Origin of the sequence: Streptomyces olivaceus (assembly GCF_000721235.1) — a bacterium.
Lineage (GTDB): Bacteria > Actinomycetota > Actinomycetes > Streptomycetales > Streptomycetaceae > Streptomyces > Streptomyces olivaceus.
In genome coordinates this window covers 1-13,514 of the sequence record NZ_JOFH01000067.1, presented here as the reverse complement: position 1 = coordinate 13,514, position 13,514 = coordinate 1, and the positions used below count along the sequence as shown (strand labels likewise).

The following is a 13,514-nucleotide window of genomic DNA, read 5'->3' as shown; positions in this document are numbered from 1 at the left end:
TCCACGACGCCCCGCACCGCATGCGCCTGATGCAGGAGAACATGCCGGCCATGGTCATGGGCGCCCGCGCCTTCGTCAACGGCGTCGACCAGGGCAAGCGCGCCGCCACGGCTGCCTGAGCCCCTCGCGAAGGGCGGGCCGGCCCCGCTCCCCGCCCTCTCCGGCCTCTCCGGCCTCTCCGGGAGGGGGCCCGCGTCCGCCGCACGGGACGAGGAAAATCCCTGTTCCCGTGCGACGTACGTCAGTTGCGGGGCAGCGCGCCCAGGAGGGTCGCGGTCAGGACGAGCTTCAAGTAGTCCTTCGGTTCCAGGTGGACGCGGGCGAGGTCGGGCTCGGCCTGGTAGGCCGCACGGAGGCTGGGCGGGGGTGTGCTGTATGCCGGCAGCGCGCCGGCCGTGAGCATGGTTTGCAGGCTGAACAGCGTCGCGTTCTCGCCCAGCTCCGGCAGGTACTTCAGGAGCAGGGTGGTCATGGTGGTCAGGCGGTCCAGGGAGGCGCGCTTGTAGCGTGCGACGACCTCGACGGAGACGTTGTGTTCTAGGACGCTGCTCTGCGCTCCGAAGAGGTCGCACAACACCACTCGGCCGGAGAGCGAGCGGCTGAGGATCTCGGCCACCGCTGTCGCTCGCCCGGGCATGGGGAGATCTTCGTCGACGCAGGCGGCCAACTCGCCCGCCAGTTCCGTCAGCCACTCCTGCAGAGAGCGGTCCAGCAGTTCCAGCAGTACCGCCTCGCGGGACTCGAAGTAGCGCAGCACGTTCGGCTTCGCCAGCCCTACCCGGCGGCTGAGCTCGTTCAGGGTGACCGCGGCCACGGGCATCTCGTCGAGCATCGCCGACGCCGCGTCGAGGATCGCCCGTCGGCGGATCTCCCGCTGCTCTTCGGTTCGCGCCCGCTGGAAAGTCACGATCACCACCCTAGCTTAGGTACCTGCGGTACGTTGACAATGTACCGGAGGTACTTTAGCGTCGTACGTGCAAGATACCTCTGGTACGTAAATAGGTGGGAGTTCGGCATGGGCGAGAAGTGGACGACGGCGGATATTCCTGACCAGTGCGGGCGGGTGGCCGTGGTGACCGGGGCCAATACCGGCCTGGGGTACGAGACGGCCAAGGCGCTCGCCGAGCGCGGGGCCTCCGTCGTGCTCGCCGTGCGCGACGTCGAGAAGGGCGAGCAGGCAGCGGCCCGCATGACCGGCGACGTGACGGTGCAAGCGCTGGACCTGACCTCGCTCGACTCCGTCCGGACCGCGGCGGCGGCGCTGCGGTCCCGGCTCGGCCGGCTCGACCTGCTGATCAACAACGCCGGCGTGATGTACACCCCGAAGCAGACCACCCGGGACGGCTTCGAGATGCAGTTCGGCACCAACCACCTCGGCCACTTCGCGCTCACTGGGCTTCTGCTGGACCTGATGCTGCCGGTGCCCGAATCGCGCGTCGTGACGGTCAGCAGCACCGGCCACCGCATCCGGGCCGCGATCCACTTCGACGACCTGCAGTGGGAGCGGTCGTACGGTCGGGCAGCCGCCTATGGCCAGTCCAAGCTGGCCAACCTGATGTTCACGTACGAGCTGCAGCGCCGCCTCACCGCGCACGGCACCACCGTCGCGGTGGCCGCACACCCCGGCATGTCCAGCACCGAGCTCGCCCGCAACAGCCCCGCGGCCCTCCGGCTTCCGCTCACCTGGCTGGCACCGCTGATCACCCAGACGCCGGCGATGGGCGCGCTGCCGACCCTGCGCGCCGCCACCGACCCCGCCGCGCTCGGCGGTCAGTACTACGGCCCCGGCGGGCGCAACGAGGTCAAGGGCCACCCCCGGCTGGTCACCTCCAGCCCACAGTCGTACGAGGCGGTCGTCCAGCAGCGGTTGTGGGCCGTCTCCGAAGACCTCACCGGGGTGCAGTTCCCCGTCGCCGAGTCCGGGCAGAGCCCGTTTCCCTCCGGATCGGCCACCACCGTGTAGCCCGCGCCGGCGGCCCGGACGGGGGACGCCGGTGTGCGGCCGCTGTCAGTTGTGCTTGGGGTGTTCGATGGACACCTCGGGCAGCTTTCGGTCCAGCCATGCGGGCAGCCACCAGGCCCGCTTGCCGAGCATCTGCATCACGGCGGGGACGATCAGGCAGCGGATGACCACGGCGTCGAGCAGGATGGCGACGGCCAGGCCAAGTCCGAACTGCTGGAGCATGCGGTCCGAGCTGAGGATGAAAGCTCCGAAGACGAACATCATGATGGCCGCGGCCGCAGTGATGACCTTGCCGGTCGACGCGAGTCCTTCTCGTACGGACTGCGCGGGGTCCCTGGTGCGCATCCATTCCTCGTGGATACGGGAGACGAGGAAGACTTCGTAGTCCATGGAGAGCCCGAAGACGATCGCGAAGATCAGCGCGGGAATGAGCGCCTCGACGGGGCCCGGTTGTGCCCCGAACCATCCGTGCTGGAACACCAGGGTGATCACGCCGAGTGCGGCGGAGATGGACAGCAGGTTCAGGATCGCCGCCTTGACGGGGATCCAGATCGACCGGAAGGCCAGCAGGAGCAGGAGCAGGAGCGAGGAGACGCCGACGACCACGGCGACGAACAGCGGCAGCCGGTCGGCGAGTGTCTCGGAGATGTCCTGGGAGGCGGCCGTGGCACCGCCGACCATCACCTCGGCGCCGGTGGCGTGTTCGAGCGGCGGGGCTACGTCGTCGCGCAGATGGTGGACGAGGTCCACTGTTCCCTCGGCCTGCGGGGAGGTCGTCGGGTAGACGAAGACGGTGGACAGGGCGCCGTCCTGCGACGGCATCGCGGGACTGGCCTCGGCGACGCCGTCAGTGGTGGCGAGCTTCGCCTGGACGGTCTTCCCGGCGTCCTGGCCGCCCTTCACCAGCACGATGAGCGGACCGTTGAAGCCGGGTCCGAAGCCCTCGGCGAGCAGGTCGTACGCTTGCGGGACGTGGTGTCCTTCGGGGTGTTGCCGGCGTCGGCGAAGCCCAGGCGCATGCCGAGAGCCGGTGCGGACAGGGCCAGATCGCCACGCGCCTGGTGGTCTCGCCGCTGACCGCGAAGTCGCACGTCAGCCGCATCATGGCCAAACTCGGCGCCCGGGACAGAACCCAAGTCGTGGTCATGGCCTACGAATACGGCATGGTCAGCCCCGGCTGGCTCGAAGGCTAGGGCCAACGCCCTGACTCGGGTTGTGCCTTGTCGGGTGATGGTCACGGTGTCTGGTGCGGGTCAGCGCCCGGGACCAAGACCCAGGACGGGGGCGGCCTGGTGCATCAGCTGCCGGATGGCGTGGTGCACCAGGAGGAAACCGTAGATCTCCTGCTCCATACCTCACGGGTATCTCGAGCACAGGATGAGCTTCGGGCCGCTCCTCGCCACGTCAGCCCTCGGGCGATCCCGAGGCTGGCTGACCACCAAAATCCACGTTGCCTGCGACGGCAAGGGCCGCCCGCTCGCGACGTCGACGAACTTTTCGGAGGCGGTGAGCTGGGCTGCGACGCCGCTCAGGCCCAGGACGGTCACGGCGGCAATGGCGACGCTTGCGCGTCTGTGCGTGGAGCTCTCCCCATCTGCTCACGAAGCACCCTTGGTCACATGGCGTGACCCCATGTGATGGACACGTGGACGCTATGTGTGTTCGGTGAAGGGTCGATTCAGTTGCTGGAGTGCGATCGGGATTGCGTCATGTCGTCGCAACTGCGGCCCTCTGACACGTGGTTGGGGTGGCAAGGGCTTCAATGCGTTACTGTTGTTCTAGCTCAATGCGAACAAGTAGACGCCATACGTCATGGAATGAGGTCACGTCAGTTGTCGACGAACCCCACCACCTCGATCAGTCCTCTCCGTCGCATTGCGAGAGCTACCGCGCCCTTCGTCGTCGGTTCGCTGGTGACCCTCGTGGCGTTCATGCTGCTCCGCAACACACTCCCCGACCGGTTCGCCACCCACTTCGGCCTTGACGGGAAGGCGGACGGATACAGCTCCCCGACCACGGCACTTGGCCAATACATGTTGGTGTTCGCCGTCGAAGCGGCCGGTATCGCTGGAGCCGGCCTCTCCATACAGCCCGCCCTGCGCACGGTGCGGGTACTGACTGTCTTCGCCTGGGGCCTGGCGGGCGCCACCACCTACCTCTTCATCGCCGTGATGGGAAGTCTCGGCGGCGCGGACAGTGCCCAGTTCCCGCTGTACCACCTCGCTCTGGCGGCAGTCGTCGGCGTTGCTGTCGCGGCAGCTGCCTGGGCCGGCTCCCGGCGGCAGTCATGAGCCCGGACTCCGGACACTCACGCATCACGGTCTGGCACAGGTCGCTGATCAGCGGATGGATGATGGCCACCGGCGGTGTGTCGGCGCTCGCCCTGCTCGTCATCGCCGCACTGGTCTCCCAGTACCGCTTCATAGCTCTGCAACTGCTGGTCGTACCCGCGGCCTTCCTTGTCACCGGCGCCATCCGGGTCTCCGTCTCACCCCGTGGCGTGAGCGCAGGGTCGCTCGTCCTGCCCTTCCTTCGTCGGCGCATCCCCCTGCGCAGCATCCGCTCAGCGTCCGCCCGCTGGACCCGCCCCATCGAAGTCGGCGGATGGGGCTACCGCTGGAACCCCGGTCTGAGCGCCATGTCCCTGCGCGAAGGTGACGCCCTGTGGCTCACACTCGTCCACGGCAATCAGTTCGTCATCACCATTGATGACGCCGACACCGCCGCTCGTCTCACCAACGACCTTCTCGTCGACGGACACAAAGGCGACTGACATGCTGGTCTCCATCGACCACTCCTCCTCCGTCAGCCTCGCGGAACAGATCGCCGCGTCCGTGCGCCGCGGCCTGGTCGACGGAAGCGTCCGTAAAGGCGACCGGCTGCCGCCCGCCCGTTCCCTGGCACGCACACTGGACATCAACATGCACACCGTCCTGCGCGGCTATCAGATCCTCAAAAACGAGCACCTCATCGACATGCGCCCCGGGCGCGGTGCCGTCGTCACCGCCGACGCCCCCGCCTCGACCCTCGTCACCGAGGCATGCCGCCACTTTGTCGCCCTGGCGCAAAGGGCCGGCATGTCCCGCACCGACATCCTGGATCTGCTCCACACCCAGCTGCACGCAGCCACGCAGGGCCCACCGGGGCTCGACTAGTTGGCGAGGAATGCGGCGATGTCGGCGGGCGTGCGGAATCCGGCTGTGGAGGGTGGGACGGTGCAGCCGTACTCGGCCAGGAGGGGCTGGCATCGGTGAACGGCCCTGGTGAAGTTTCCCCGTGATCCCGGACACGTGATCGTTATGCCGCGAGGGCGTGCGTGCTGAGGCCGCTGCCTGGCCTCGACCGGGGTGAGGTAGCCGAAAGTCCGGTGCTTGCGCAGGCGGGGCTGGTGGGGGGGGCATGCCGAGTGGACTGAGTGGCGCCGGATCAGCCGGGCAGTGGGTCGTCCAGCCGGCGCAGTTCCGCCTCGCTCAGCTCCAGCTCGGCCGCCTCGGCGGAGTCCTGGATCGACGCCGGGCGGCTGGCGCCCGGTACCGGGATCACTGCTGGGGAGCGGGCCAGCAGCCAGGCCAGGGCGATCTGCTGGGGGCTGACGCCGCGCACGTCTGCGATGCGGTGGAAGGCTGTGCTCGCCGCGGTCGGACCGCGGGTGTCGTCGAGGGAACTCCGGGAGATGCCGCCCAGAGGGCTCCAGGGCAGGAAGGCCAGTCCCAACCGAGTGCTCAGCCGCAGCTCGGGCTCGCTCCCGCGAACTGCCGGCGAGTACTGATTCTGTACGGAGACGAGGCCGTCGCCGAGGATCGCGTGCGCCTCATGAATCTGGTCGGTGGTGACGTTGGAGATCCCGGCTGCGCGGATGGTGCCGGCGTCGAGCAGCTCGCGCAGTGCGCCCACGGACTCCGCCCAGGGCACGGCCGGGTCCGGCTTGTGCAGCTGGTACAGGCCGATGGCTGCCGTGCCCAGGCGCTTCAGGGACGCCTCGGCGGCGCGCTTGAGGTGGTCGGGGGTGCCGTCGACGGTCCAGCTGCCGTCGCCGAGGCGACCGCGGCCGCCCTTCGTGGCGACGAGCAGGTGGGAGGTGTCCCCGCCGTAACGGGAGAGGGCGCGGGCGACGAGGCGCTCGTTGTGGCCGATTTCGCCGGGGTGCCAGTGGTAGCTGTCGGCGGTGTCGATGAGCGTGACCCTGGCGTCCAGGGCGGCGTGGATGGTGGCGACGGCCCGCTGTTCGTCCGGGCGGTGCTCGATGGACAGGGGCATGGCGCCCAGGCCGACGGCGCTCACGGCCGTGTCTCCGATGGCGCGGTACCGCATGGTGTGTCCGTTTCTCAGGAGGTGGGGGAGGCGGTGGCGGCAAGGGCTTCGGCGACGGTGCCGGGGAGCCAGTCGGCGATGTGGGAGAAGGCGAACCCCAGTTCTCTCGCGCGGGCGTTGCTCATGGCGTAGTGACGGTCGAAGGAGAACGGCGAGGCCGGCTCGCCCGCGGCGACTCTGCGGTACACGGCCTTCCGGTCGCTCTGTGCGGCGATGACGGCACCAAGGCCATAGACGTCGAGCAGCCCGTCGGAGCAGGCGTTGACCGGACCGGTGGCATCGGTGCGCGTGGCCGCCCATGCCAGCAGCTCCGCCAACTCCTCGTAGTGGACGAAGACCGTGGGCAGCGCCTCGGCATGCACGGTGATCTGTGCACCCTGGGTGATCCGCTCGGTGTAGTGGCCGAGCCGACCGGTGAACTCCGCCGCGCCGCCACCGAGGACGTGGGCGCTGCGGACTGCGGCGAAAGCGAACCCGTGGTGCCGGGTGAAGACGGCCTCTGCCTGGCGCTTGCCCTCGGCGTAATGCGCCTGCAGGTACGCCGGGTCGTGCCAGGGCAGGTTCATCCGGACCAGCCAGGTGGCCGGATCCACCATCTTCTCGGGTACGGGTGTCCCGGGCGGGACCGCAGGCAGTGCGGCGGTCGCCGGATCGTAGACCTCGATCGTGGACGTCATGACGTACCGCCGGGTGCGGCCGCTGAAGGCACGGGCGGCGATCGCGGCCTGCACCGGCGTGTAGCAGACCTGGTCCACGACCACGTCGAAGGTGCGAGATCCCAGCGCGGCGATCAGGCCGGCCTCGTCATCGCGGTCGGCAACCAGGTGCTCGACCCCTGCCGGCGGCCGGGTGGAGCCGCGGTTGATCACAGTGACCCGGTAGCCCGTCGCCTGCAGGCGCTCTACCAGAACCCTGCCGACATAGCGGCTTCCGCCGATCACGCAGATTCTCTTCATGGCCCCATCCTGAACACCTAAAGTCATCAGCAGAAGTGCCCAATTACTGGCCAGGTGTTAAGGATTACTGTTGATCGACGTGCAGCGGCTCCGAGTCCTGCGGAGTGTGGCCGAACACGGCAGCTTCAACCGGGCGGCCGCGGCCCTCCACCTCACCCCCTCAGCCGTCTCCCAGCACGTGGCCGCACTCGAGCGCAGTCTCGGCGCCCAGGTCGTCGCACGCAGCACCCGCGGAGTCACTCTGACCCCGGCCGGCCGGATCATGGTCGGGGCCGCCGAGTCGGTCGCCGCAGAGCTGGTACACGCCCAGCGGCAGGTCGATCAACTCGACAGCGGTCGCACCCAGATCACCGTCGCCACCTTCACCAGCGGCGGCAGGCTCCTCCTGCCCGGCGCACTCACCCGCCTGGCCACCGCCCACCCCGACACCGTGGTCCACGTCAGGGAAGCCGAGCCCGAGGACAGTCTGCCCCTGGTCCGCCAGGGCGCCGTGGACCTCGCACTCGCCTACCACTTCGACGGCCCGCTGCCCGGCCGGCTCGGGCCGACCTCCAGCATGGTGTGGACGCCGCTCCTCGAAGACCCTCTGCATGTCGCCCTGCCCGACACCCACCCCCTGGCCGGCCGGGACTCACTCGACATCGCCGAGCTGGCCGCCGCACCCTGGGTGCTGGGCTGCCTCAAGACCGAGACCTACCTGCGCCGTTACGCCGAACGTGCCGGATTCGAGCCGGAGGTGCGCAGCACGACGACCGACTACTTCTTCGCCCGCTCGCTCGTCGCAGCGGGCCTGGGGATCTCACTGATCCCCTCCATCGCGCTGACCCCTCCAGTAGCGGGAGTACGCGCCATCCCCATCGTGGCGCCGACGCCGACCCGGCACATCGGCGTCGCCGCCATCAGCCGCCGCACCCTGCCCCAGGCCATGACACTGATACGAGCCCTTCAGCAACAGGCAGCCGCACTGGACGGAGTCGACCCGCGCTCAACGAGAGATGGCCACGCAGACGGCCGAGTTGTTCCGCCGGTGGAATGATCCGCGTCAGGCCGACCTCACGACCACGGGGATCCCGTCGGGCCGAACATCACGCCCGCCAGCGCCCCGAAGGTGTCTTCGGGATCGCGTCCGTCCAGCAGATCGTCAAGGTTGCGGGAGAGCAGCAGCGTCGCGAAACCATGGGCCATCGACCAGGCCGCCATGAAGCTGACGGCCGGATCCTCACCATGGCCCTGCACGGCCGTACGGAGCATGCTCCGCGTCTGTTGGCGCGCCGCGAGGAGTTCCGAGTCGTCGGGGCGCAGGAGCTCCGGCCGGAACATGATCTGGAAGTGCGCCGGGTGCGCGGCGGCGAAGCCCACGTACCGGACGCCCAGGTCGCGCAGGTCCTCCGCCTCGCCGAGCGCGGCGGACAGGAAGCCGTAGCCCTCGGTGGCGACGGCGGTGAGAAGCCCCGCGCGGTCCTTGAAGTGGTGTGCGGGCGCGGCATGGGAAACGCCCGCCCGGCGGGCCAGGTCGCGCAGGGACAGGGCTGCCGGTCCTTCGGTCGCGATGACGTCGAGGGCCGCGGTCAGCACGGCCCGTCGCAGGTCTCCGTGGTGGTAGGAGCGCTCGGTGGGCATGAGAACACCTTAGCGCGATCTAGTCATTGACAAGATTAAAGCCCCGAGGCAATCTCGATCTGGGCAATGGCAACACGCAGGAGCAGCGAACACGGGGAGTCGCATTGGGCAACGACCATGGCCGTACGAGGCAGATGTGGCACCTCCTGGAGCCCCTGCACGCCGTCCTCTATTTCGCGCCACAGGTGTTCGAGGAGGTCGAGTCGCTCGGCTACGACACCGGTGAGCGCTGGCCGAGCTACTTCGCCTTGCGGGCGGCGCCGCTCGGGGCCCCCGGAACTCGTCAGGTGGCCTCCGCGTTCTACAGCTTCAGCCCGCGCCTGGTCGCCGAGCACATCCCCACCGCCTGGGACGTCGCCGCACCGGACAAGGTGGTCCGTGCCCGGATGCGCGGCATCGACGGGGCGTACCGCGCTCTCTTCGGTGCGTGGACGGACGGTCCCGAAGTCGCCGAGGCCGCCGCGCTCGCCCGCCGGGCGGCGGAGGCCGTACGGACCGAGGGCCGGCCGCTCGCCGCCGCCAATGCCGGGCTGCCCTGGCCCCAGGAGCCGCACCTCGTGCTGTGGCAGGCTGCGACGATCCTGCGCGAGCACCGCGGCGACGGCCATCTCGCCGCCCTCCTGACCGCGGGCCTCGACTCGGTGGAGGCGCTGGTGTCGTTCGCCGCCATCGGTGCGGCTTCGGCGGATGTCTTCGCCAGTCGCGGTTGGAACGAGCAGGAGTGGACGGCCGCCCGCGAACGGCTCCGCGCCCGAGGACTTCTGAACGCCGACCACACCGCGACCGACGCGTGCCGTGCCCTGCGTGCGGAGGTCGAGCGGCGCACCGACGAACTCGCCGCTGCCCCCTGGCAAACCCTCGGGGACAAGGACACCGCGAAGCTCGCCGAACTCCTCGGCCGGCCCTGGCTGGAGGTCCTGGACTCAGGCATGCTGCCTCGCGAGACCACCCTCGGCATCGGAAGAACTGGCTGACCCGCCCTGCGATTCCGGTGTCTTGGTCGTGCCGGGTCCCCCAACCCGGCGACACGGTCCGGAAGTTCGGCGCGCGGCGCCTGGAGCTGCTCGGCGACACGGCTCACCAGGTCGCGTTCGCGGGCCAGGTAGCCGAAACCCTCGGCACCGACCGCGGCCTCCAGACGGCGCATGCCCGCACCCACCGACGACTCGGAGGTGAGGGCGACGGTGCCGATCTGTGAGGCGTGTTCGACGTGGGTGCCGCCGCACAGCTCCCGCGACCAGGCCCCGCCGATCTCCACGACCCGGACCTTCTGGCCGTACGTCTCGTCGAACAGGGCGAGGGCGCCAAGCTCCCTCGCCTCGGGCAGCGTCATCCAGCGCACGCCGACCGGCAGGTCACGGCGCAGCGCACGGCCGCCCTCCGCCTTCACCTTCGCCACCGCCGTGTCCAGCACGGTCGTGCCCTGCCGCAGGGTGGAGCGGAAGGCTTCCTCCTCGCTCGCGGCCCGGTCGGCGATCCGGTGGTACGCCTCGGCCACCTCGGAATGGCTGGGCGCCATGCAGTCCCGCGCGACCGCCAGCAGGTCCACGAGTACCGGTTCGGCATGGCCCAGTTGACGCGGGGAGCGGACCGCGCGGCGCAGGACGTAGCCGCGGCCCTCGTTGCCCGGGCTGGTGCCGTCGGCGAGCAGCATCAGGGCGGTGCGGACGTGGTCGGCGACCACGCGCAGCCGGACGTCGGCCTCCGCGTCCGCGCCGTAGCGCACCTCGGCCAGGGCCGCGGCCCGGTCCAGTACGGGGCGGATCTCGTGATCTCGTAGAGGTTGTCGACGCCCTGGAGGAGCGTGGCCATGCGTTCCAGGCTCATGCCGGTGTCGATGTTGCGGCGGGGAAGTTCGCCGAGGATCGGGTAGCCGGACTTGCCGGGGCCCTCGCCGCGCTCGTACTGCATGAAGACCAGGCTCCAGAACTCCATGTAGCGGTCCTCGTCGACCGCCGGGCCGCCCGCCCTGCCCAGCGCCGGGCCGCGGTCGTAGTACAGCTCGGAACACGGCCCGCAGGGGCCGGGTACGCCCATGGACCAGAAGTTGTCCTCGTCGCCGCGCGCCACGAGCCGCTCGTCGGGCAGGCCGGCGATGCGCCGCCACAGGCCGCGGGACTCGTCGTCGCTGTGGTGGACGGTGACCCAGACGCGGTCCGGGTCCAGGCCGTAGCCGCCGCCTTCCACCGACGCGGTCGACAGCTCCCAGGCGAAGGCGATGGCCTCCTCCTTGAAGTAGTCGCCCAGGGAGAAGTTGCCGTTCATCTGGAAGAAGGAGCCGCGCCGGGGACGACGGTGTGGCCGCGCTCGGCGAAGGAGTCGAGGAAACGGCGGCGGATATCGGCGGTACGCAAGAGGGGGCTCCGGGGCTTACAGAGGGAGAGGGGCGAGGGACCGGGCGGGATGGCGCGGGCCGAGGAAGACGACGATGCCCTTGCCGTCGGGGGAGGGGTGCGTGACCTGTGTCCAGCCCTGGCGGCGGTAGAAGGCCACGGCCCGCGCGTTCTGGACGGACGTCAGCAGCCACGCCCGCCCGTCGGGTGCGTGCGCGGTCACCGCGTCGAGGAGGCCACCGGCGAGGCCGGTGCCGCGGGCGGCCCTGCGGACGGCGAGTTCGTCGATCTCCAGGGCCCCGCACAGCCAGTCCGCGGTGTGCGCGGCACCGAGCCCCGCAGCGGCCTGCGGGTGGCAGCGGTCGGTGGGGAAGGGCGCGGGGGTGATCCAGGCGGTGGCGAAGCCGATCACGTCCCCGTCGCGCACGGTGATCGCGGCCGTGAAGCCCGGGCGGCCCGCGTTCGCCGGCAGCCGGCCCACGAACTCCGTCGCCCGCTCCTCGTCCTCGTTCCACGGCGGCGCGCAGAAGGCGTCGACGTACACCGAGCGCAGCGCGTCGGTGCGCGCGACGAGTTCGGCGTCCGTGCAGACGCGGATGTCGGTGCTCATCAGGCGGCCGCCGCCTTCCCGGTGGCGACGGGGTGCAGGGCGGCGTACTCCAGCGGCGCCGACGGATCGATCGACACGTCCAACGGGGCCGGTTCGGCTCCGGCGCGCACCAGGAGGTCGCCGACGGCCGCGATCATCGCGCCGTTGTCGGTGCACAGCCGCAGCGGTGGCACCCGCAGCTCGATCCCGGCCGCCCGGCAGCGCTCCTCGGCCAGTGAGCGCACCCGCGAGTTCGCGGCGACTCCGCCGACCACGACCAGGGTCCCCACGCCGTGCTCCTCGCACGCGGCCACCGCCTTGCGGGTCAGCACGTCCGCTACGGCCTCCTGGAGCGAGGCCGCGCCGTCGGCCACCGGCAGCTCCCGCCCCGCGTGACCCTCGGCCCAGCGGGCCGCGGCCGTCTTCAGCCCGGAGAAGGAGAAGTCGTACGAGCCGGGCAACGGGCGCGGGAAGGGGACAGCGCGAGGATCCCCCGCTCGCGCGGTCCGGTCGATGGCCGGACCGCCGGGGTACGGCAGTCCGAAGACCCGCGCGACCTTGTCGAAGCACTCCCCGGCGGCGTCGTCCAGCGTGTCCCCGAGGTGCGTGATCCGGTCCCGGGCGAGGTCGCGGACGAGGAGGAGCGAGGTGTGGCCGCCGGAGACGATGAGCACCATGCACGGGTCGGGCAGCGGGCCGTGCTCCAGCGTGTCGGCGGCGACGTGCCCGGCGAGATGGTGGACCCCGTACAGCGGAACGCCGAGGGAGTAGGCGATGCCCTTCGCACCGGCCAGACCCACCTGCAGCGCGCCCGACAGCCCGGGACCGGTGGTCACGGCGACGGCGCCGATGTCGGACAGCCGCAGCCCGGCCTCGTCCAGTGCCTGCCGGACGACCGGGCGCAGCGCGTGGAGGTGGGCGCGGGAGGCGATCTCGGGCACCACCCCGCCGAAGCGGGCGTGTTCGTCCATGCTCGACGCCACCGCGTGCCCCAGCAGCCGCCCGTCCCGGACCAGGCCCGCGCCCGTCTCGTCGCAGGACGACTCGACGCCCAGCACTACAGCAGATCCCATCGACCGACCTCTTCTGCGCTGTGTAAGTTGTTGCGAATAGTGTGCAATAAGATCGCTGTCGATGTGCACCCGAACGGTTCCGTGCAGGTGGCCGCCCCGTGGAGTGCCTGACCGACGCCCGCCCCGACCCCGAGGTACCGAGTCGCACCCGCCGCAGCAGTGACCGTCGTGGGGATCAGCGCCGACGGCTGGGGTGGTCTGCCTGACGCCGCGCGCCGGGTGATGCCGGACGCGGAGGTCGTCGTCGGCGGCCCGCGACAGCTCGATCTGCTGCCGCCGGAGTGCGCCGCCGAGCGTGTGCAATGGCCCGCGCCGCTGCGCCCGGGCGGCCCCCGGCCTGCTCGCCGCGCACGCGGAACGCCGTCCTGGCCGGCGGTGACCCCATGTTCCACGGCACCGGTCGCACGCCGACCGAGGTGCTCGGTCCCGGCGCGGTACGCGGTGCCCCACCCTTCGTCCGACGTGAACCGGGCCGTGCAGCTGCTGATCGAGTACGCTCCACGGCCGCCCTACGACTCGGGGACCCGGGCCACCGCTTCCCCCTCCTTCCTCTCCTTCCTCGACGCGTCGCTCCGGGAGCCCCTCGCCGGAGGCCCACAACGCTGCGGTGCAGCGCATGATCCAGGCCGGTGCCGTGCCGGTGACCTGGTTCTCCGTGGCGGCCGAGTT

Annotated in this window: 12 protein-coding genes and 6 pseudogenes; 10 read left to right on the top strand and 8 right to left on the bottom strand. The window is 70.5% G+C overall.

Annotated elements, in window-relative coordinates; genetic code table 11:
- Positions 1-241: 241 nt before the first annotated feature.
- The gene (locus IG94_RS0137160; protein ID WP_031048213.1) at positions 242-907 is read right to left on the bottom strand and encodes a TetR/AcrR family transcriptional regulator; all 666 of its coding nucleotides are present in this window, start codon (positions 905-907) and stop codon (positions 242-244) included.
- Positions 908-1,015: 108 nt separating this feature from the next.
- Between IG94_RS0137160 and IG94_RS0137155 the strand changes: the two genes are divergently transcribed.
- Positions 1,016-1,963 carry an SDR family NAD(P)-dependent oxidoreductase gene (locus IG94_RS0137155; RefSeq protein ID WP_031048210.1) on the top strand — a complete coding sequence of 316 codons (948 nt, stop codon included), beginning with the start codon at positions 1,016-1,018 and terminating at the stop codon, positions 1,961-1,963.
- A gap of 45 nt (positions 1,964-2,008) precedes the next feature.
- Here IG94_RS0137155 and IG94_RS39260 read toward each other — a convergent pair.
- Positions 2,009-3,009 (bottom strand): annotated as a pseudogene (locus IG94_RS39260) (MMPL family transporter); the annotation flags it as partial.
- Here IG94_RS39260 and IG94_RS41230 point away from each other — a divergent pair.
- The 5 genes and pseudogenes from IG94_RS41230 to IG94_RS0137125 form a co-directional block, all read left to right on the top strand.
- Positions 3,007-3,156 (top strand): annotated as a pseudogene (locus tag IG94_RS41230) (response regulator transcription factor); the annotation flags it as partial. The pseudogenes IG94_RS39260 and IG94_RS41230 sit on opposite strands and share 3 nt — an antisense overlap.
- A gap of 205 nt (positions 3,157-3,361) precedes the next feature.
- A pseudogene (locus tag IG94_RS44460) lies at positions 3,362-3,445 on the top strand (IS5/IS1182 family transposase); the annotation flags it as partial.
- A 350-nt stretch (positions 3,446-3,795) separates the two neighbouring features.
- The gene (locus tag IG94_RS0137135; protein WP_031048201.1) at positions 3,796-4,254 is read left to right on the top strand and encodes a DUF1648 domain-containing protein; all 459 of its coding nucleotides are present in this window, start codon (positions 3,796-3,798) and stop codon (positions 4,252-4,254) included.
- Complete coding sequence (locus IG94_RS0137130; RefSeq protein WP_157852398.1) at positions 4,251-4,736, top strand: hypothetical protein; 486 nt, start codon at positions 4,251-4,253, stop codon at positions 4,734-4,736. The genes IG94_RS0137135 and IG94_RS0137130 overlap by 4 nt, the downstream gene beginning before the upstream one ends.
- Before the next feature lies 1 nt (position 4,737).
- Positions 4,738-5,118 (top strand): GntR family transcriptional regulator, encoded by a 381-nt coding sequence (locus tag IG94_RS0137125; protein ID WP_031048192.1) that lies wholly within the window; start codon positions 4,738-4,740, stop codon positions 5,116-5,118.
- Positions 5,119-5,389: 271 nt separating this feature from the next.
- Here the strand turns inward: IG94_RS0137125 and IG94_RS0137120 are convergent, their stop codons facing one another.
- Positions 5,390-6,274 (bottom strand): aldo/keto reductase, encoded by an 885-nt coding sequence (locus IG94_RS0137120; RefSeq protein WP_031048191.1) that lies wholly within the window; start codon positions 6,272-6,274, stop codon positions 5,390-5,392.
- 14 nt (positions 6,275-6,288) lie between these two features.
- Positions 6,289-7,230 carry an NAD-dependent epimerase/dehydratase family protein gene (locus IG94_RS0137115; protein ID WP_031048188.1) on the bottom strand — a complete coding sequence of 314 codons (942 nt, stop codon included), beginning with the start codon at positions 7,228-7,230 and terminating at the stop codon, positions 6,289-6,291.
- A 70-nt stretch (positions 7,231-7,300) separates the two neighbouring features.
- Here IG94_RS0137115 and IG94_RS0137110 point away from each other — a divergent pair, with 70 nt between their 5' ends.
- Positions 7,301-8,266, top strand: coding sequence for a LysR family transcriptional regulator (locus IG94_RS0137110; RefSeq protein ID WP_052411057.1), 966 nt, complete (start codon positions 7,301-7,303; stop codon positions 8,264-8,266).
- Between the two features lie 17 nt (positions 8,267-8,283).
- On the opposite strand, the gene IG94_RS0137105 is transcribed toward IG94_RS0137110, so the two are convergent.
- Entirely contained in the window at positions 8,284-8,850 is a 567-nt protein-coding gene (locus IG94_RS0137105) for a TetR/AcrR family transcriptional regulator (protein WP_031048184.1), read from the bottom strand.
- Positions 8,851-8,984: 134 nt separating this feature from the next.
- On the opposite strand from IG94_RS0137105, the gene IG94_RS0137095 reads away from it, so the two are divergent.
- Positions 8,985-9,824: an SCO6745 family protein gene (locus IG94_RS0137095; protein ID WP_372457722.1), complete on the top strand. Its 840-nt coding sequence runs from the start codon at positions 8,985-8,987 to the stop codon at positions 9,822-9,824.
- Positions 9,825-9,829: 5 nt separating this feature from the next.
- Here the strand turns inward: IG94_RS0137095 and IG94_RS41225 are convergent.
- From IG94_RS41225 to tsaD, 3 genes and pseudogenes are all read right to left on the bottom strand, one after another.
- Positions 9,830-11,204: pseudogene (locus tag IG94_RS41225) on the bottom strand (alanine--tRNA ligase-related protein); the annotation flags it as partial.
- 16 nt (positions 11,205-11,220) lie between these two features.
- The gene (locus IG94_RS0137085; protein WP_031048183.1) at positions 11,221-11,793 is read right to left on the bottom strand and encodes a GNAT family N-acetyltransferase; all 573 of its coding nucleotides are present in this window, start codon (positions 11,791-11,793) and stop codon (positions 11,221-11,223) included.
- Positions 11,793-12,845 (bottom strand): tRNA (adenosine(37)-N6)-threonylcarbamoyltransferase complex transferase subunit TsaD, encoded by a 1,053-nt coding sequence (gene tsaD, locus IG94_RS0137080; RefSeq protein ID WP_031048181.1) that lies wholly within the window; start codon positions 12,843-12,845, stop codon positions 11,793-11,795. The genes IG94_RS0137085 and tsaD overlap by 1 nt, the downstream gene beginning before the upstream one ends.
- Positions 12,846-13,004: 159 nt before the next feature.
- On the opposite strand from tsaD, the pseudogene IG94_RS43900 reads away from it, so the two are divergent.
- Positions 13,005-13,304 (top strand): annotated as a pseudogene (locus IG94_RS43900) (cobalamin biosynthesis bifunctional protein CbiET); the annotation flags it as partial.
- Between the two features lie 103 nt (positions 13,305-13,407).
- Positions 13,408-13,514 (top strand): annotated as a pseudogene (locus IG94_RS43895) (hydrolase); the annotation flags it as partial.